Below are 18,221 nucleotides of genomic sequence, written 5' to 3'. Positions count from 1 at the left end.
TTGCTCCCGGATGAATTGCTGAAGAAGCTCTCTCGCTGCTAGCAGAGGATAACTTCTATAGGCGATCCGATCATCCGGGACCCTACATTTAGGCACGACCCAGATAGTGCACGCTAAACAAGCCTTGAGTATCAGTCCAGCAGGAAATCGCTTCAAATCCTGCACGATCTGCCAGTGCCTGAAAGCCCTCGACCGTATATTTGTAGGAGTTTTCGGTATGGATCGTCTCGCCCTCCAGGAAATGGAAGCGTTCGCCTTCGATCGCAACGACCTGGGGTAACTGGCTGACCAAGTGCATCTCGATGCGGGATTGAGCCTCGTTGAAGAAGGCCCGATGGGCAAAATGCCCGGGGTCGATTTCGGTGTTCAGCTCCTCGCGCAGGCGATCCAGCAAGTTCAGGTTGAAAGCTGCCGTCACGCCTGCCGCATCGTTGTAGGCGGCTTCGAGTGTCGTCTTGTCCTTGATCAGGTCGACACCGATCAGCAACCCGCTGCCAACGGGCAGCAGGGAGTGCAAGCCGCGCAGGAAATCCTCGGCGGCCTGCGGGTCGAAGTTGCCGATGCTCGATCCCGGGAAGAAGCCGACCGGCCGTTCGCAGCACAGCCCCTCCGGCAAGGCCATGTTGCAAGAGAAGTCGGCACAGGCGGCGTGCACCTCGAGCCATGGATAGTCGGCAGCCAGGCGACGCGTGCTTTCGAGCAGGAAGTCTCGGGATATATCGATGCCGAGATAGCTTGACGGTCGCATGGCTTCCAGCAGTAACCGTACCTTGCGACTTGCTCCGCTGCCGAGCTCGATCAACGTCGCCTCACTCCCGGCGATGTCCGCTATCTCATCGGCGGCGTTGGCCAGGATCAGCTCCTCTGTTCGTGTCGGATAGTACTCCGGCTGTGCGCAGATACGGTCGAACAGCTCGGAACCCCGCTGATCGTAGAAGAACTTTGGCGAGGCGAATTTCTGGTCGGCGCTGAACCCCATCAATATCTCATCGCGAAGCGACGTTTTGGCAGGGGTCGTGTGCATGTCATGGAATTGTACGGCCAGGGTCATGATCAGCTCTCCTTGGCAAGACGGAAGCCGGAAAATGCCCAGCGGGCATGAGGCGGGAAGAAGTTGCGATAGGTGGCACGAATGTGATCGGCCGGCGTCGCGCAGCAGCCACCCCGCAACACCATCTGGCCGGACATGAACTTGCCGTTGTATTCCCCCAGGCTGCCCGGCAACTTGCGAAACCCCGGATAGGGGCGATAGGCGCTGCCGGTCCACTCCCAGACATCGCCGAACATCTGGCTCGGCGCGCCGGTGGTCGCGGCGGCAGCTACCGGCTGCAGATGGTCCTGCTCGACGAAGTTTCCCTGCCCGACGTTGCCCCGAATGGCGGCATCATGGGCCACCGTCTCCCACTCGGCCTCGGTGGGCAGGCGGGCGCCGGCCCACTGTGCATAGGCATCGGCCTCAAAGAAGCTGACATGGCAGACCGGCGCATTCATGTCGACCGGTACCAGGCCGCCCAGGGTGTAGTGATGCCAGACGCCGTCGCGCTCGACCCAGTAGAGCGGCGCCTGCCAGCCTTCTGCCTTGACCGTCGCCCAGCCATCCGATAGCCAATAGTCAGGTGTGTCGTACCCTCCCGCCTGCATGAACGCGAGAAACTCGCCATTGGTCACCGGACGCTCGGCGATCTGAAAAGCCTCGACGAACTGGCGGTGGCGCCCCATCTCGTTGTCATAGGCAAAACCCTCCTCGGTGTCGTCATGGCCGATGTACCGGACGCCGGCCGGGTAGGCATGCCAGCCGAGCGCAGCGACGTCATGCGCAGGCGTCGGCGCCAGGTCGTCCCGGTAGACCGGGCACAAGGGGTTCTGGGCCAGGATGTGCTTGATATCCATCAGCAGCAGCTCCTGATGCTGCTGTTCGTGTGGCAGGCCCAGCTCGAGACGCCGGAGAATCTCCTGGAGATGTTCCTGCGGTGGATCGCTGAGCAGCGCTTCCATGGCCCGGTCGACGTGAGCGCGATAGCGATAGACATCGTCCACGGTCGGCCGCGAGATCATGCCGCGTTCGGGCCGGGGGAACGGCGTGCCATGGGTCACGTAATAGGAGTTGAAGAGGTGATCGTACGCGGGGTCGAGGGTCTGGTAGGCGGGATGAAACGGTTTCAGGATGAAGGCTTCAAAGAACCAGCTGACATGGGCGATGTGCCATTTCGGCGGGCTGACATCCGGCATGCTCTGCACCATGTAGTCTTCCTTGTGCAGAGGCGCACAGATGGCCTCGGTGGCGGCACGGATCCGCTGGTACGCGCGCAGCCATTCCTTGGCGTGAAGGCTATCGGGTCTGTCGATGACCAAATCATGAACGGATGCCATGAATGATTCCCTCCTGAGTCTGACTCCATGAAACTTGATCGGCAGGCTTGGCCTGCCGGGACTTACCGTGCAAAGCGTATCGAGTCCGTAAACACCATGAGTGCTTCTGCACCAAGCCCCCCGACGATTAACAGTAGACCAGCCACGATCATTGTGAAGCTTGCCCAGGGACCTGAAAGCACATGCACGGTAGATCGGGCGCTGCCGAACATCATCGGCGCGACGATGCGCAGGTAGTAGAACAGCGAGACGACGGTGTTGATCACCGCCACGAGCGCCAGCCAGGCGTAACCGCCCTCGATCGTGACGCGAAACAGCATCAGCTTGCCGAAGAAACCCACCAGCGGCGGGATACCCACCAGGGACAACAGCGACACGATCAGTATCGTGGCCGCGATCGGTACGTGTCGGGCCAATCCCCGGTAATCGTCCAGCGCGGTACGCCCCCGCAGGTGCGTGACCACAGCGAAGGCAGCCAGATTGGCCGTGGCATAGGTCGCCAGGAAGAACACCAGTACCGGCAGGGCCTGATCGCTGACACCCAGCACCACGATGGCCATCAGGGCATAACCGGACTGGGAAACCGATGACCAGCCCAGCAGGCGGCGCACGTCCGCCTGTCGCAGCGCCGCCACGTTGCCCAGCGTCATGGTGGCGACGGAGATCGATGCCACGATCGCCCGCCAGACTACATCCGGTGGCAGCAAGGAAACAAAGCGGGCCAGCGCTACCGCGGCGCCGATCTTGGGGATGACGGTCAGAAAGGCCGCCGCCGGTACCGGGGAACCCTGCGCCACGTCCGGCATCCAGGCATGGGCCGGAAACGCCGCCAGCTTGAAGGTCAGACCCAGCACGACGCAGGCCGTGGCGATGGTCAGCGCCAGGCGGTCGCTGTTCGTGGCCAGCGCCTGGGTAATGTCCGGATACCCGGTATTGCCGGTCAGGCCGAACAGCACCACCACTCCGATCGTCAGCAACGTATTGGTCAAGGCGCCGATCAGGAAATACTTCATCCCGGCTTCCAGCGCGGGCGCCCAGCCACGGTGGTAGGCGGCCAGCGGGTAACTCGCCACCGAGGACAACAGCACGCCCAACACCAACTCCATGGTATCGCTGGCCGATGCCATCATGATCACGCCCAGCAGGGCGAACAGCACCAGCGCGTAGTACTCGCCATGGCGTCGATCGGTCCGCATCCATTCAGGCGACATCGCGACGACCAGCGCACCGGCCACCAGCACGACCAGTTTGCTGGCGAGCGCCACGCCATCCAGGGCCCAGACACCGGAAAACGTCAGCCGCGGCGTCCCGCCCCATTGCGCGAAGGTCAGCCCTGCACCGAGACCGATAGCGAGCAGGGCCAGCACAGCTGCCCAGTGCTGCTGCCGCTGACGGACGAAGCTGGCGAACAGGACGATCGCCACCGCTCCCAGCGTCAGGCTGATTTCCGGCAATACGTCACCGATAGGCATCAGTGGCCTCCCATCAACAGCGTCGCCGATGCCTCGACCAGTGTCAGCAGAAACGCCGGCGCCACGCCGATGATCACGAAGCCTGCCGACAACACCGCGAGCACGCCCCACTCGAGGGGACGCAGATCCTCGAACTGCGCCCAGCGCTCCGGCATCGCCCCGAAGAACACCTTCTGCAGCATCTGCAGGAACAATGCTGCCGTCACCAGGATGCCCAGCACGCCGATGACGGCGAGCCACGGATAGACACCAAAGGTGCCGACAAAGATATGGAATTCCGCCACGAAGCCGGCCAGGCCAGGCAGGCCCAGACTGGCAAACGATGCGAGCACGGCGAAAGCTGTCAACCACGGAGCCTGACGAAGCAATCCACCGTAGCTGTCCAGGTCGTACTCCTCGGTGCGCTGCCAGAATGAGCCACAGATCAGGAATAGCGTGCCAGTGATCAGACCATGCGCGACCATTTGTACCGTTGCCCCGGTCAGCGCTATTTGCCGGGCGACAGTGTCATCGCTTAGCACCGCGGCGGCTACGGCGATCCCCAGTACCGTGTAGCCCATGTGGTTGATCGAGGTGTAGGCGATGCGCCGCTTGAGATTACGCTGTGCGAGCGCGACCAGGGCGCCGTAGAGTATCGAAACGACGGCGAGCACGGCGATGAACAGGGCATAGCGAGCGAACGTCTCCGCCATCATGGCGAACGGAATGCGGATGATCCCGTAGGTGCCCATCTTGAGCAGCACCCCGGCGAGAATCGCCGAGACCGGCCCCGGTGCATCGACGTGTGCCTGCGGCAGCCAGGTATGCACGGGCACCATCGGCGTCTTGATCGCAAAGCCCAGCATCAGTGCCAGAAATACCAGCCCGGCGTAGAGCCCGGTACCGGCCAGTGGCTGCTGTTCGATAAGCACACGCATGTCGAAGGTATGCGGTTCGACCGACAGGTAAAGCCCGATGATCGCCAGCAGCAGCAATAGCGAGCCAAAGAAGGTGTATAGAAAGAACTTGAACGCGGCGGGCTGCGCCTGGCCATGCCCCCAGCGGCCGATCAGGAAGAACATCCCCACCAGGCTCAGATCGAAGAAGACATAGAAGAGCAGCAGATCCAGCGCCAGGAAGACACCCAGTGACACGGACTGCAGGAAGAGCATCCAGGCGTAGTACTGGCGAGGCTGATGCTTCGTGTCCACGGGGTAGGCGATACTCGCCGAGAAAACCAGGGAGCTCATCGTCGCGACAGCCAACGCAATGCCGTCCACGCCCAGCCTGTAGCCCATGCCCAGGCTGGGTACCCAGGGCACTTCCTCGACGAACTGGAATAGCGCACCTTGCGGGTCGAACTGTCGCCACGCCCAGGCCAGCAACAGCACCGGCAATACCGAAACCACAATGGCAAACCGGCGAGCCGTGGTCTCGGTCCAGCGGCTTGAAACGGCGAGTGCGAGGGCCCCCAGCATGGGAAGCCCCAAGGCTGCAGTCAAAATCAAAGGAGCGCTCCTATGCTCAGGATGATCAGGATCGCGGCGAGTCCTGCCGCGATACCGGTGTAGTAGTGATGCATCTGCCCGGTATGCGCCCGGCGTACCACTTGCCCCGCCCAGTCGACGCCCTTCGCGAGCTGGATCGTGGCGCCATCGAACGCGCCTTCGCCACGCCGCTCTCCCAGCCTGGCCAGCCACGCACCGAAGCGGGCACTGCCCCGGATCCCGGCATCCACGGCGCGATCGTCGAAGCGTGCCAGGCCATGGCTGAACATCAGCACGGCATCCGCGCCTCGCGCCGTCAGCGTCGGCAGCCCCAGCCAGTCCGCCATGCCGGCACGCTTTTCGCTCTGCTGGCGCGACACCTCACGACGCGTCGCCCAAATGCCGAGGCCCACTCCCATCGCCACCAGCAATAGCGATACGATCAGTTCCCACGGCCTGGTCTTGGGAAAGTGCACAGACAGCAAATCAGCAAGGCTATTTCCGACACCGGGCCACCAGAGTAGCGATAGCGCCAGCGTGCCTGCCGCCAGCAGGTAGAGCGAGATGGCCTCCGCCCGGGAGTGCCCGGACCGGGAGGAAGCGGTACTCGTACGGTCCTGCCGCCCCCGCCCGAACGCCAGCAGTTGAAAGCGTGTGGCGTATAGCGCACTGAGGCCTCCCGCCACGGCGGCAATCACGGCCAGCCAGGACGCCTGATGGCCGGCGGCCGTGACGATCTTCTCCTTGCTCCACGCCGCACTCAGCGGAACGACCCCCGCCAGTGCCAGGCTGGCCACCATGGCGGCTGCCGCGACGCCCGGAAGCAGGCGGCCCAGGCGCATCGCATTAAGCGAATAGCTGCCGACATGGCGTTCGGCGATGCCGGCCGCCAGAAACAGGGCCGCTTTCGTGAACGCATGTGTGACGAAGTGCACCAGGGCGACACCGGGAAAGCCCGCTCCTGCCGCCAGCCACATTAGGCCATACTGGGCCGATGTAGAGGCGGCCAGCAGCTTCTTGGCATGGTCCTGAAGACAGGCCACGACCCCCCCTGCCAGGGCGGTGGCCATTCCGAGCGTGATGGCGACCGGCGCAAACCAGGCGACTGCGGATAGTTCCGCATGCAGCCGAATCACCAGGTAGATCCCCGCCGCGACCATGGTCGCCGCATGGAGCAATGCCGACACCGGTGTCGGCCCGGACATGGCGGCAAACAGCCAGGGAGAGAACGGCACCTGGGCGGATTTCGCGGCGGCGGCCAGCACGACGCCGGCAACGAACACGTCCAGCCGCCACCCATCGAGTTGGGCCAGGTCTGCAAAGGCAAACGACCCCGTGCCGGCGAACGCTGCCGCCGCGGCGATGTACAGCCCCAGATCCCCGAAGCGAGTGACCAGGAACGCCCAGGCGGCATCCCGCAGGTTGCCGGCCTTCTGCCATTCATGGGCGATGAGCGCCCACGAGCATGCCCCGACCAGTTCCCAGGCGATCAGCAGGGTGACGAAATCCTCGGCCAGGACGAGCAGTTCCATCGCGCCGACGAACGCCGTCAGCAGCGCCACCAGTCCGACGGGGGGGCGCACCGTCTCTCTGCCACTGACCGGCGATGCTTCATGGTAGGCGCTGTAGACGATGATCGGCGCGGCGATCAGTGGCACGACGATGGCGAACACGGCGCTGGTGGACGTCATCCCGAGTGACAGAACGATTCGGGAGCTCCAGCGATAGGTGCCGCCCCAGTCCGCCGTGACCGCGATGCTCACGAGCAGCAAGGTAGCGACCGTGATCGCCACCCCCGCCAGGGTCAGCACGGCACGGCCCCTGTCGTCGCCCGGCCAACGCTTGCCGACCCCATGGATGACGAGGGCAGCCAGCAGCGGCAAGAGAGGAACGAACCACAGCATCAGTGCTTCAGCCCGGTCAGCGATTCGGTCATGTCGGCCTGTTTACCGCGGAAGACCGCGACCACCAGGGCGAACCCCATCGCCATCTCGATGGCCATCACGGCCATGACGATGATCGTCAGCAGTTGGCCTTCCGGTGCTCCGGCCCCGCTGAAGGCCCAGAACGCCACTGCCGCCAGCATGACACCGTTGAGGATCAGCTCCAGTCCCATCATCAGCATCACGAACGACTGCTGGGAAAGCGCGCCATAGATCCCGATACCGATCAGTGCCGCTGCCAATAGCAAAAGTGTGGTGAGTGTCATGCAAGCCTCCCTGCCTGTCTGTCCCGCTCAGTGATGATGGTGATGATGGTGATGCTCGCCCTCTTCGTCCTCCTCGGGCTTGCCTGCCGGGTCGCCGCCCGGTTCCAGCCCCGGCGGCATCGAGCCCTCCGCCGCCGCGCCATAGCGCCCGCGATGGCTCGACAGCACCACCACGCCGATCATGGTGGTCAGCAGCACGAGACCCGCCGATTCGAAAATCAGCATCGAATCACCGAGCATTTCGTTGCCCAGTGATCTGACGGGGTCGAGGCCTGCCGGCACCGGCTGATCGGGAAAGACTGCCAACAGGGCCATGGCGCCCAGTACCAGAAAACCGGCGACGCCAGCCCCGATGGCGATACGTTCCTGATGGACCATGTTCATGGGATTCAGGCCGGCCGGGTTCATCATGAACATGACCATGAACAGCGCCATGACCGTCATTTCCACGGCCATCATGAAGAACATGGCAACGCCCAGGTATTCCGCCGCCAACAGGATCATGATCACGCCTACGGCGATGAACGACACCAGCAAAAAGAAGGAGGCCCGTACCATCGAATCGGTGCGAAACACGCGCCACCCGGTGACCACCGCCAGCGTGGCCAGCAGCAGAAACGCGATATCGACACCGAGGCCGTGATTCATGCTCTCCATCACAATAACGCTCCGTTCATTCCCATAACGCCCCAGCGCCGGCCCATACCAGATCGATGAACGACAGCGGCAGCAACACGACCCACATCAAGGTGACGCAGCGCTCCGGCGCCAGTCGCGGCAGTAGCCGCCCGAGCAACAGCAGCACGCTCAATACCGCCAGCATCTTGAGGGACATCCATAACGGGCCGGGCAGCCAGGGCCCCAGCCAGCCCCCCAGGAAGGCAGTCGCTGCCACGCCGCTGAACGCGACCAGCATGCCCGCCCGGGCCATGTCCCAGACCAGCCGTGGCGGCCCCGAGATCTCCGAGGCCGTGCCGCCGGCAAGATCCGTCGAATCGGCCAGGTTCAGCGGCCCCCAGAAGGTCATGCCCAGGCCGACGATGAGAAACAGCGGCAGTCCCAGTGGCTGGCGGATGACATTCCACAGGTCTTCCTGCGAAGCCACCACCTGGGTGAATTGCAGCGATTCGGCCGGCAATGCCACGCCGATCAGCACGAACATGCTGATCAGGATGTAGGAAAGCCCCAGCGCCACGTACCGGTACCCGCCGATCAAGGCCAGTAACGAATTCGCCGACCAGCCATGCAAGAAGATGACGACGGTCGCCAGCGCCTCCACGCTGCCCCACAGCACCACGCTGGTGACCAGATCCGTGGCGACCAGCGATGCCGACCATGGCACCACCGCCAGCCCGCCCGCCGCCAACGCCAGATACAGGGCCGGTGCCAGCCGCCAGGCCCGCCAATCCGGCGCTTCGGTGGCATTGGCGTGCTGGGTCAGCAACCAGGCGCCGCGCGCCATCGGCGCCAGCCAGATACCTCCGGCCTGGGGGGTGCCAAGCGCGCTGGCAACCAGGCGATCGAGCACGGCAACGGCATAGCCGCCGACAACCAGCATGAAGATCACCATGAGAACCGGCAGAAATAGCTCGCTAAACATCGTTTCCGTTGCCTCCCCGCGCCGCGCGGGACTCACCGGATGGCTGTGTGCCGACAGGCTGGTCGGCCAACGCCGCGACATCCAGACTGGCGACCGTTGCCAGGGCGTCGCCCCACTCCAGCCCGGGCAACAGCTCATCGAAGAGCGCACTCGCATCCGCCGGCCGCCGCTCCGACCAGGGGCCACGCGGCGTCTCGATGCTGTCTGCTCGCTCCGTGTGTACCCTGTCACGTTCGGCCAGACGGGCCAGATGGAGGGATTGATCGATTTCATCCAGAAGCTGCCGCCAGCGAGCATGGGTATCGCCTTCGGCCTGGCAGACGGGAGAGAACCCCAGCCGTCGATAGCCGGCATCCTCCAAGCGCAGATCATCATCCATTCCGGCAGCTCGGGCGGCGGGCCCGCCGACCATGCGTGCCTGCTCGGGGCCGAGCACGCCGCCGCCCGCAGTCAGTCGAAAGAAGCCACTACGTGATAGCGCGCGGCGCAATCCATCGAGGGTGCTCGACGTCGACAATCCATGCGCCAGGCGCAAGGCCCGCAGGCTCACGCCTTCCAGGCCCGCCAGGTGTAACGCATGAAACAGCCGCTGCAGATGATGGCGGGCCCGGGCAAGCTCGACCTCCGCAATGGGGACGGGGCGCTCGAGCGCGTCGAAAAAGACCTCGTCGAGAGGCTGTGGATACGGCGCCAACTGCGTTTGCCATGTCTGCACGAGATCCCCCTGCAGGGTGATCTCCGCCGCCATGCCGGGCGGAAACGCGCAAAAGAACGGCCCCAGCCGGAACGTCAGTGAATCCAGCGTCAAACCGTCGCGAATGTCATCGGCCATGTTCATAGCCATGGGCCGCCCGTAGGGCACCCCGCCCATCATGCCTTCGCCGCCCTGGCCAAAGTCGCCCTCGCCTTCCCAGGGGTTGGGCGGCTCATCCGGCAGGAGACGATGAGCACTGCCGCGACGGCCTTCCATCAGTTCGCGATGCGCCGTGACCAGTGCAACGGGCAGGTCGTCGAGCTCGTCGATACGGGCCACGCGCTCCAGATGGGGCCAGGGTTCGCTGCGAAACCATAGTGTCGTGAACGGATATGGCACTTGGTCATGCACCCGGCGCAGGGGCTCGAAGCGGTCGGCCGGCACCTCGCCTGCCACCAGCAGCACGCTGGCGTGGCGCGGCGAGTCGACCAGTTCGATTTGTGGCGATAGCGCGAGGTGCCGCAGCGCGCTATCGCCCTGCTTGCCCAGCACGGGAAACACGGGAACGCTGCCACGCGCGGCGAGTTTGTGCAGCCAGTTCACTGCCACTTGAACACCCCCTCACGCCAGGCATAGACGATGCCCACCGACAGGATGGCGAGAAACATGCCCATCTCCATCATGGCCTTCATGCCCTTCTCGACGAACACGACCGCCCACGGGTACATGAACATCATCTCCATCTCGAAGGCGATCAACAGCAGCGTCATGGAGTAGTAGCGAACGTGGTAGCGGCTCCAGGCGTGACTGTCGGGCGTCCCCCCGCCCAGAAACGGCACGCGCTGGGACCAGCTGGGCCGAGGCTGGTGACGCATAGGCAGCCACTGCACCAGCAGCCCGGCGCCCAGTACCACGATCAGAATGATGAGAAGAGCGAACAGCTCCATGCGAATCCCTCGCGTCGCTGATTCAAACGAACCCGGGCCAGAGACAATGACCGCGGGCTCCAGTCCCTTCGCTGATAACCAGCCCTTTATAAAAGGGTAGGCGGCTCAGCTGAACGCAAACTGAATAAGCGTCCTCATTTAGCTTCCTGGATAAAGTAGGTTAACAATAGCCAAGGTGCGAGGCAGAGCCGGGCGCCACGCAGCCAGCAGCCATCGAGTTCATGGGGGAGCCACGGTCGAATGTCGCGGCTGGAGCGGAAAGGTAGGAACGACAGGAATAGGCATGCCAGGCAGAGCTGACAGAACTTTCTGACAAAACTGGCAGGCACAAAAAAACCGCCTTGAAGGGCGGTCTCTTGTAAGGCTTAAAAAGCCTTATGAATCAATCTCTAAGCTCTGGTGCCGACACCAGGAGTCGAACCCGGGACCTACTGATTACAAGTCAATTGCGGGTTTCTGGGCGGCTGGAATAGCGCAGTCGCCATGCGCTATGAAAATTGTCATTCCCCAAGCGTGCAAGGAGGGCCTATTCCGGCCTATTTGCTCTATTGCACTACATTGGCGCTAAGAAGCATGGCCAACACCGACAGGGATGTCAACCCACCAATCATAGGTTGTGGCTAAGTGAGGAGGGGCATCCCTCCTCACCTCTCACCGACCCTGTTCAGCTAAACTGGCACACGCCTGTTCAACGCACGGCGCATCGCTTCAACGTCTGGATGTATGTACTCCATCGTGGTGCGTATGTCGGAATGGTTCAGGATGTTCTGCGTGATATGGATGTTTCTTTCTGGGCTATCCATGAGATCCGTTCCCAGAAAGTGACGAAAACGGTGCGGTGACATCTTGTACCCCGTAAGCTCCGATAATACTTGAAAGAATCGTTCAACTTGCCATGTATCCATCGTCGTACGTTTATGACGTTGGCTGAAACGATTCACATTAAAGAGCTGATCCTCTCTTTTGAAACCAGAGTTATGGGCTGCGACAATCAGCTGACGCATATATGGATACAGCCCATCAGGTATGGGCATTATACTTTCAGAATGGGTCTTCGAACCCACAGCTGACGTGCGAAATACACGCTTTTTCAAATTTATATCCCCTGCCTCAATATGTAATAACTGGTTGAGACGTATCCCTGTGTAAAAGAATGTCTCCATCAAGGTCTGCCAGAACCAGGCTGGGTGGATTTTTGAGCGTTCATTGTAGCAATGCTCGTACCGTCGGCAGACCTCAAGGACCTCCCTGGCGTAGCGTATCTGCAAGGGTTGCAGGGACTTTTTGGGTACCTTTGGCTGCTTAACCGAAACATCTATGAATGGGTTTTGGCTGCAGGCTATCAATCCATGCTTGATGCCAAAGCTATAGAGTGCCTTGAGATGCCTCACGTAGTTATTCCAGCTTGATTCAGTGATGCCATCAGGTTTGTCCTTGGTGCGTATGATCGATACCCGCCAGTCAATCACTATCTGTCGTGTTACCATGCTAGGATAAGCTTCATGGCCTAAATAGCGTCGAAACAATCGGACGACAGCCGTGTAAGTGCTTACGCTTTTGGGGCGTAGATGTTTGTCGGCGGCATAGCGGCTCAACAATTCCAAGAACGACACATCATTCATCTGAAACTCCCTTTTCTCCCTTGGTGGTTACAAGAGTCAGAACCCAGTTATCAGGTGGGATCTTCTGACTCACAAGTTCCGGATCCTTGATTAAGTAGCCCATCAGGGTTCCGGTTTTGTTCTGTCCCTCGACAGAAACTTTATGTATATTCTGTCCCTGGGTTCTGACGTGTACACCCAGCTTCTGGAACCGCTTCTGAACCGCCTGCCATTGGTTTTTGTCATTCAGCACGCTGTTACAGAAACGCTTAAAAATGCCGGGGCTGACAAGGAAGTAGGTACCATTAACGGTATGTACCGGGGCCTTTGTGTCATTAATAACAATGGAATGGTCCGCTAGACCCATCTTCAGCCACTCCCAGAACCGCTCTCCAAGGTCCGCTGGATCGTTGGAATTGTTGGCATCCTCACTAGACTTTTGTATAAGAGGTGTCGTTTTAGCAGATTCTGATGCTTCTTGCAGTTGTGTTTCAGATTCGCTACTCGATCCTTCTTTCGTAACATCCTGTTTATCCTCGCCATTTACTTCCGGGAAAAGTGCCATGATGTCGTCATCTATTGACCCAGACTCTGCCTCAGACGCTATTGATGAGGTTGCCGCTACCTCTGCAGGGGCAGGGGCAGGGGCGGGGGTAGGCGTATCGGTCTGATCCCGCGTTGATTGTTCTACTGCTGAAGTCGGCTCTGTAGATTTCTCCTGGGGAGCCGTACCTGTAGGAGGCTGCTGCTCATCGACTGTCCCTGCTCCCTGGACCGTCAAATGACCGCTGAATGAACTCGGTCGCTCGTCGACTCCCCAAATCAGGGTGGGGGGCACCTTGATCATGTTGAGGGTCTTCTGCCAGTCACCATCCGTGATATTGCATTTCCAGACGTGCTTGCCTTCCTCAACTTCCTCGATGATGCCGTGAGCATGCATTTCCCCCTGCAGCCGGTTCAGTTCCGCAGGAATGCTTTTTATCCCTTGTGCATAGATGTGCGCTTTGAGCTCGTTGATGGCACGAGGTGATACCAGCCATAGTGCTTCATCGGTCAACCAGGCTTGCCCCCCTCGTTTGTTGAGCTTGAACTGTTCCTTGACCAGGAACCTGAGGCCTTCGGCCAGCTTGCGCTGGATGGATTCAATGGGTGCGGAAAGCGCTTGAACAGGATTTCCACCAAGAGCCTTGGCGACACTGGCGCGGTCAGCCTGATGGATCAGTTCGGCAATGATGCCGCCTCGCTCGGTATGCCCCGAGATGGTGTACATGAAAAGAGAGAAAAGCTTGGGCTGGCTCATTAGCCAGTCCATGACCTTTCCTCCCAAGACTTGTTGTCCGAGCAGGGTGTTGACGGCGCTGTGAAGGTGATACTCCCGGTTTGTGCGATACCTCATGCGGTAGGGTTTCGGGATCACACCGTGCCATACACGCCATTCACTGCCGTCCTGGAGGTGGATCTCGATGTCGACCAACACTTTGGCGACGTCGTGCATCAGCGCGCCATAGATGATGGCAGCACTCCACAACTCACCGGTTGAGCTCTGGTCCTCTGGTTTCGCACCAGGTGGGAGAAGATGGCGTTGCCGGAGACGCAATCCATAACAGGCCATCTCGAGCGCGTGATCCAGCATGCCGCCGGCGTAGGCATGGTGGTGGGACTCAGAGGCTGGAAGAAGCTGCACCAGTTCGGCGTACCGCTCTATCGGGGCCAGCAAATACTCGTTGAAGACAGGCTGCGTCAGTGACGTTGTATCCCACAGCATCTTGACCATGGACTGACGACGTGGTGTCGCCAGGAGCTCCTTACCTGAACGCGGCGTATGGAACCCCTCTGCTGCTTGCGAGGTGGTCGTGGAGCGCGAGAATAGGCGTCGGAGCATCGGTTGTTTCCTGCAGCTATCAAACAGTCGATAGGTGTGACAGAGGAAGGGGGCTACGCGAAGCCAAAACGTTAAGCTCAAGGGCTAGGCTTTCTTGCACTATTTGGGATGCATTCCTCGTGCTGTTCATACATACAGTGAGTGGTCATCATGTGCAGCGTGGTAATGTCTTCAGTAGGCGATCTAGCACGGCTTAGCTTTATAATGTGGAGAATCACCTAATGAAAGCTTCGGAATACGGGTTGAAGCATGGTGAAGAATCTGACAGACCAAACTGCAAATTATGTGGTGAACCTACGCTTTGTCTGAAAAATGTCTGCGCTTAACCATACGGTGTTAAAAATCGGCTCAAAATGCTCATTTACACCCCGTAAACTCCGCTTTTTCGCCGATTTTTGCCTTGTCTGGCTATCGCTCGCCGATTTTTCAGACAGAGCTTAGGTGCGTGGTCAGTTCTACTACCTGTACATGATCGTCGACATCTACAGTCGCAAGATCGTCGATGCCGAGGTCTTCGACCAGGAGTCCATGGCCAATAGCAGCGAGGTAATCCAGCGTGCCGTGCTGCGCGAAGGCTGCATCAACCAGCCACTGGTATTACACGCCGATAATGGCTCCGCCATGAAAGGCTCGACGCTTCAGGCGACGCTGCAGCGGTTAAATATCACTCCGTCGTACAGCCGCCCTCGGGTCTCCAATGACAACGCCTTCTCAGAGTCGCTGTTCAGGACCTGCAAGTACCGGCCCGTCTACCCGATGGACGGATACGAGAACCTGTCAGCGGCGCAGCAGTGGGTGACGCGCTTCGTGCAGTGGTACAACCACGAACACCGCCACAGCGCCATACGGTTCGTCACCCCGGGGGAGCGGCATGCCGGCCTGGATAACGAGGTGCTGGCAAGGCGAGACGCCATCTATGCCGAGGCGAAACGGCAACATCCCGGGCGGTGGAGCAGTGCCACCCGCAACTGGACACCGCGCCGGACAGTCTGGCTGAACCCCGACCAGGAAGACCCGCTGGTTCAACAGGATCAGCGATTAGAAGCCGCCTGATTACAGGTTCCAACAAGCTTGACAGACATCGGAAGTGGCTAAAGACAGCCTTTGGTGGGTAAGGGGCTCGGCTGTACGGCGGGCGCTGGAACAGCAAAGGTAAGGCCTGTGTGTACCTCGCGAGCACAGAGTCCCTGGCCATGCTCGAGGAGATGGTTCACCTGGAAGACAATCAACTGCTGAAGAAGTATACGCTCCTGGAGGTGACATTCAGGGAGGAGATGCTAATGCAGCTGCCGGAGGACGTTCTGCCAGCAGATTGGCGAGCTAAGCCGGCGCCACCCTCCACATCCGAGATCGGTGACGACTGGCTTGAGGGACAGTCGAGCCTAGCTCTGGCTGAAGTGGACCCCATCCTTTGGACCACCTGACGGGTCGCCTAAGCTCGGATCAGGTCATCATCGGCGTCAGGCCGCCTGGGTCAGTGATTGAGAGAAGTACACTTCATCAGGTGTAGCATCGTCCAGCCCTTGATGGGGCCGCTCCGTGTCAGTACTTTCCTTTGACCGGGGAAGCCGTGTGTCGCCCTTTTTTGTCAGGAGCGCTATTGCCTCGCTCCTTCGCCCCCTCTGACACTGTCTTACTGTACAGCAATAGAGAGGGGACGTTGCCCTTCCAACATGATGACGCTACCCCTTGCGGAGTCGAAGAGCACAGAAAAATCAGGTGGTTAGCAATATCTCAGCAACAGCCACCTGAATAGCTAGTTATTCTCATTGCTTAGTAAATCAATCGTGTGGCTACCCAGCCCAGGACAGGCTCACCCTCTTCCTCAAAATAGACCTGGCTCCAGCCCTCGCCTTCTCCCAGAACATATACCTCGGTTCCCCGAGCCAATTGGGCGATCCGCGAATTATCGGTTCCAGCACCAGATCGAATATTCACGCGTGCGCCGGAGACCTCCTTCTTCCGAAGCTTCGGCAGGCTAGGCGGAATATTATCCTTGGCCACCTCATTTCCATTTCGCGATGCGGTGGCAAACCAGAATACTGCCCAGGCATGATTAGCCTCTACACCACGCCCACGGGCATACATCGCCCCCAAGTTGTTCTGTGCCATGGCATCACCCTGTCGGGCGGCCTGACTGAAGAGCTCGAAGGCGCGCGAGTAATCCTGCTCCACACCGCGTCCGTTCTCGTACAGGCTTCCCAGGTTGTTCTGTGCCTGAACATGCCCCTGATCGGCGGCCTGAGCGAACCACTGCGCCGCGCTGACCGCATCTTCCTCAAGTCCGAAACCTTCCAGATACATCAGCCCAAGCTGAAACTGGGCCCCGGCATGCCCGGCCTGTGCCGCCCGCTGCAGCCATTCAGCGGCGTCTGCCGGCCCATGCCCCTCCACCCTCTCACCCAGATACAACTGAGCAAGCTTGACCTGTGCTTCCAGGACATCATTATCGGCAGACAGGCGATACCATTTGTAGGCCTCATCCAGGTTTTGACGAACCCCAGAGCCGCTCTCGAACATCCGGGCCAGCGCAAACTGTGATTGGCCATCGCCCTGCTCCGCGTCTTCACGCCACTCGTACACCGCAGAAGCAAAATTCCCCTGACGAAACTCGGCCAGGCCCGACTCATAATCGGCATAGGTCAGGGTGCTGACGCTCAGCAGCACAACTCCCAGCCAAATCTGTACTCTCATAACTCGACAACCATAAATTAGCGTCACAAAGAAAACCCCGACATGTCAGACATGCCGGAGGATCCCGAAGACAATGCAGAGCGCGATAGCTCAACTAGCATGAAATATTATCGTTAACGGATCACGTCTGTGGTGTCACATTCTTGACCACATCACCCAGTATCCGAGCATAGGTATTACGTGCGGTCTGCATGATGGCCAGCTGGTCCTGCAACCGACGCATCTCCTGGTCGGTAACCTGGAGATTCTTCAGCTGTTCACGCCCCTGTTCCCCCAGGCTCTCCAATGTATAGGTGGCCCCATCAATGGTGACCGACGGCTTATCTCCTCGCTCTTGTGCATTCATATCCACGGCTTCGGTTTCACCCTGATTCTCGATGTTCTTGCTGTCCTGTTGACGGCCACGTTGTTTGCTCATCGTTCCATCCTAGTGATTCTCTACCATCGATACCGGTGGCTGGCTTCACCCATCCACCGCCTCGCTGATCGTGATTTCAACGCGTCTATTAGGGCGCAGACATTCCGTCACGCTCTGCGTAGCCACGCTTCCCTGGCATGTCACCACAGGATCGGCCTCACCGCGTCCAGTGGTGCGGATATCGCCACGACTGATTCCCTGAGTGGAGAGATAATCGGCCACGGTATCTGCCCGAGACCGTGAAAGCTCCTGGTTATACGCCGCGTCACCGAAACGGTCCGTATGACCTGCGACCAACATCCGGGGGGCCTTGAACTCGCTGAGCGTCGACTGCGCCACCCGCTCCAGGGCGTGCCTTCCTTCCAGAGACAGCCGATCGCTATCGAAATCGAACAGCACATCACCGGAAAGCACCAGCGTCTCGTCTTGCTTCTTCTCGACGGGCATCAGTAATGCCGGGCACTGCTCGTCGCGCCAACGAGTATCTTTCAAAGCCATATCTTCATTGAACACCACCTGATACTGGCAGGTGATGTAGTCCCCACCAGATTCCCCCGTATAGAGGTTGAAGACATAGTTCCACTCGCGAACACCGAAGAAACCCTCACTGAAGTGAGGATTACCGATCAGTTGACGCACCTGATCCTTGGTCTGCCCCTCGGCGAGGCGCAATATATTCTCCGGCTCGACGAAGCGGCCACCGTCATACCAATTCTTATCCAGTGCGGGGAAGCCATCCCCCGCTTCATGAATATCCGTGCGGTCGTTATTCGGCGGGCTGGCACAGCCCGCAGTTATTGCCAGGCTGGCGATACCGGCGGCCCCGAGGGCCGCCCTGAGCATTGCAGATGAGCGCAATATTTTCACA

16 protein-coding genes and 1 pseudogene are annotated in these 18,221 nt (G+C 60.1%); 2 read left to right on the top strand and 15 right to left on the bottom strand.

From position 1 onward, the window contains the following. Window positions 1–88: 88 nt before the first annotated feature. The 12 genes from egtD to mobH form a co-directional block, all read right to left on the bottom strand. Window positions 89–1,051 carry an L-histidine N(alpha)-methyltransferase gene (gene egtD, locus R5R73_RS02185; protein ID WP_071232303.1) on the bottom strand — a complete coding sequence of 321 codons (963 nt, stop codon included), beginning with the start codon at window positions 1,049–1,051 and terminating at the stop codon, window positions 89–91. A 2-nt stretch (window positions 1,052–1,053) separates the two neighbouring features. Then, entirely contained in the window at window positions 1,054–2,370 is a 1,317-nt protein-coding gene (egtB, locus tag R5R73_RS02180) for an ergothioneine biosynthesis protein EgtB (RefSeq protein WP_322528645.1), read from the bottom strand. Between the two features lie 62 nt (window positions 2,371–2,432). After that, window positions 2,433–3,842 (bottom strand): NADH-quinone oxidoreductase subunit N, encoded by a 1,410-nt coding sequence (locus tag R5R73_RS02175; protein ID WP_322528644.1) that lies wholly within the window; start codon window positions 3,840–3,842, stop codon window positions 2,433–2,435. Then, window positions 3,842–5,329, bottom strand: a complete 1,488-nt coding sequence (locus R5R73_RS02170) for an NADH-quinone oxidoreductase subunit M (RefSeq protein WP_322528643.1) — start codon at window positions 5,327–5,329, stop codon at window positions 3,842–3,844. The genes R5R73_RS02175 and R5R73_RS02170 overlap by 1 nt, the downstream gene beginning before the upstream one ends. Beyond that, a complete protein-coding gene (locus tag R5R73_RS02165; RefSeq protein WP_322528642.1) occupies window positions 5,326–7,212 on the bottom strand; it encodes an NADH-quinone oxidoreductase subunit L in 1,887 nt (628 codons plus the stop codon). Before R5R73_RS02165 ends, R5R73_RS02170 begins: the two co-directional genes overlap by 4 nt. Next, window positions 7,212–7,517, bottom strand: a complete 306-nt coding sequence (gene nuoK, locus R5R73_RS02160) for an NADH-quinone oxidoreductase subunit NuoK (protein WP_035413666.1) — start codon at window positions 7,515–7,517, stop codon at window positions 7,212–7,214. The genes R5R73_RS02165 and nuoK overlap by 1 nt, the downstream gene beginning before the upstream one ends. 27 nt (window positions 7,518–7,544) lie before the next feature. Further along, entirely contained in the window at window positions 7,545–8,165 is a 621-nt protein-coding gene (locus tag R5R73_RS02155; RefSeq protein WP_075563585.1) for an NADH-quinone oxidoreductase subunit J, read from the bottom strand. A 25-nt stretch (window positions 8,166–8,190) separates the two neighbouring features. Further along, window positions 8,191–9,117: an NADH-quinone oxidoreductase subunit H gene (locus R5R73_RS02150; RefSeq protein ID WP_322528641.1), complete on the bottom strand. Its 927-nt coding sequence runs from the start codon at window positions 9,115–9,117 to the stop codon at window positions 8,191–8,193. Beyond that, the gene (locus R5R73_RS02145; protein WP_322528640.1) at window positions 9,110–10,420 is read right to left on the bottom strand and encodes a hypothetical protein; all 1,311 of its coding nucleotides are present in this window, start codon (window positions 10,418–10,420) and stop codon (window positions 9,110–9,112) included. Before R5R73_RS02145 ends, R5R73_RS02150 begins: the two co-directional genes overlap by 8 nt. After that, on the bottom strand, window positions 10,411–10,758 hold the full coding sequence (locus R5R73_RS02140) for an NADH-quinone oxidoreductase subunit A (protein ID WP_322528639.1): 348 nt from the start codon (window positions 10,756–10,758) through the stop codon (window positions 10,411–10,413). Before R5R73_RS02140 ends, R5R73_RS02145 begins: the two co-directional genes overlap by 10 nt. 668 nt (window positions 10,759–11,426) lie before the next feature. Then, a complete protein-coding gene (locus R5R73_RS02135) occupies window positions 11,427–12,380 on the bottom strand; it encodes a tyrosine-type recombinase/integrase (protein WP_322528638.1) in 954 nt (317 codons plus the stop codon). After that, complete coding sequence (gene mobH, locus R5R73_RS02130; protein ID WP_322528637.1) at window positions 12,373–14,241, bottom strand: MobH family relaxase; 1,869 nt, start codon at window positions 14,239–14,241, stop codon at window positions 12,373–12,375. Before mobH ends, R5R73_RS02135 begins: the two co-directional genes overlap by 8 nt. Before the next feature lie 441 nt (window positions 14,242–14,682). On the opposite strand from mobH, the pseudogene R5R73_RS02125 reads away from it, so the two are divergent. Together R5R73_RS02125 and R5R73_RS02120 are read left to right on the top strand one after the other, a co-directional pair. After that, window positions 14,683–15,294, top strand: a pseudogene (locus R5R73_RS02125) (transposase); the annotation flags it as partial. Window positions 15,295–15,365: 71 nt separating this feature from the next. Next, window positions 15,366–15,665, top strand: a complete 300-nt coding sequence (locus tag R5R73_RS02120; protein ID WP_322529551.1) for an RES family NAD+ phosphorylase — start codon at window positions 15,366–15,368, stop codon at window positions 15,663–15,665. Between the two features lie 349 nt (window positions 15,666–16,014). Here the strand turns inward: R5R73_RS02120 and R5R73_RS02115 are convergent, their stop codons facing one another. The 3 genes from R5R73_RS02115 to R5R73_RS02105 all read right to left on the bottom strand — a co-directional run bounded on the left by R5R73_RS02115 (window position 16,015) and on the right by R5R73_RS02105 (window position 18,220). After that, on the bottom strand, window positions 16,015–16,908 hold the full coding sequence (locus R5R73_RS02115) for an SH3 domain-containing protein (protein WP_322528635.1): 894 nt from the start codon (window positions 16,906–16,908) through the stop codon (window positions 16,015–16,017). A gap of 148 nt (window positions 16,909–17,056) precedes the next feature. Then, the gene (locus tag R5R73_RS02110) at window positions 17,057–17,353 is read right to left on the bottom strand and encodes a DUF6447 family protein (protein ID WP_322528634.1); all 297 of its coding nucleotides are present in this window, start codon (window positions 17,351–17,353) and stop codon (window positions 17,057–17,059) included. A gap of 45 nt (window positions 17,354–17,398) precedes the next feature. Then, window positions 17,399–18,220: an OmpA family protein gene (locus R5R73_RS02105; protein WP_322528633.1), complete on the bottom strand. Its 822-nt coding sequence runs from the start codon at window positions 18,218–18,220 to the stop codon at window positions 17,399–17,401. Window position 18,221 lies beyond the last annotated feature (1 nt).

The organism is Salinicola sp. LHM (assembly GCF_034479735.1).
GTDB classification, from domain to species: Bacteria; Pseudomonadota; Gammaproteobacteria; order Pseudomonadales; family Halomonadaceae; genus Salinicola; species Salinicola salarius.
This window is presented reverse-complemented; position numbering and strand designations above follow the sequence as displayed.

Excerpts from the sequence above, each read along its gene's own strand:
- egtD (WP_071232303.1), bottom strand. The coding sequence starts at position 1,051 with ATGACCCTGGCCGTACAATTCCATGACATGCACACGACCCCTGCCAAA.
- egtB (WP_322528645.1), bottom strand. The coding sequence starts at position 2,370 with ATGGCATCCGTTCATGATTTGGTCATCGACAGACCCGATAGCCTTCAC.
- R5R73_RS02175 (WP_322528644.1), bottom strand. The coding sequence starts at position 3,842 with ATGCCTATCGGTGACGTATTGCCGGAAATCAGCCTGACGCTGGGAGCG.
- R5R73_RS02165 (WP_322528642.1), bottom strand. The coding sequence starts at position 7,212 with ATGCTGTGGTTCGTTCCTCTCTTGCCGCTGCTGGCTGCCCTCGTCATC.
- nuoK (WP_035413666.1), bottom strand. The coding sequence starts at position 7,517 with ATGACACTCACCACACTTTTGCTATTGGCAGCGGCACTGATCGGTATC.
- R5R73_RS02155 (WP_075563585.1), bottom strand. The coding sequence starts at position 8,165 with ATGAATCACGGCCTCGGTGTCGATATCGCGTTTCTGCTGCTGGCCACG.
- R5R73_RS02150 (WP_322528641.1), bottom strand. The coding sequence starts at position 9,117 with ATGTTTAGCGAGCTATTTCTGCCGGTTCTCATGGTGATCTTCATGCTG.
- R5R73_RS02140 (WP_322528639.1), bottom strand. The coding sequence starts at position 10,758 with ATGGAGCTGTTCGCTCTTCTCATCATTCTGATCGTGGTACTGGGCGCC.
- R5R73_RS02135 (WP_322528638.1), bottom strand. The coding sequence starts at position 12,380 with ATGAATGATGTGTCGTTCTTGGAATTGTTGAGCCGCTATGCCGCCGAC.
- mobH (WP_322528637.1), bottom strand. The coding sequence starts at position 14,241 with ATGCTCCGACGCCTATTCTCGCGCTCCACGACCACCTCGCAAGCAGCA.
- R5R73_RS02110 (WP_322528634.1), bottom strand. The coding sequence starts at position 17,353 with ATGAGCAAACAACGTGGCCGTCAACAGGACAGCAAGAACATCGAGAAT.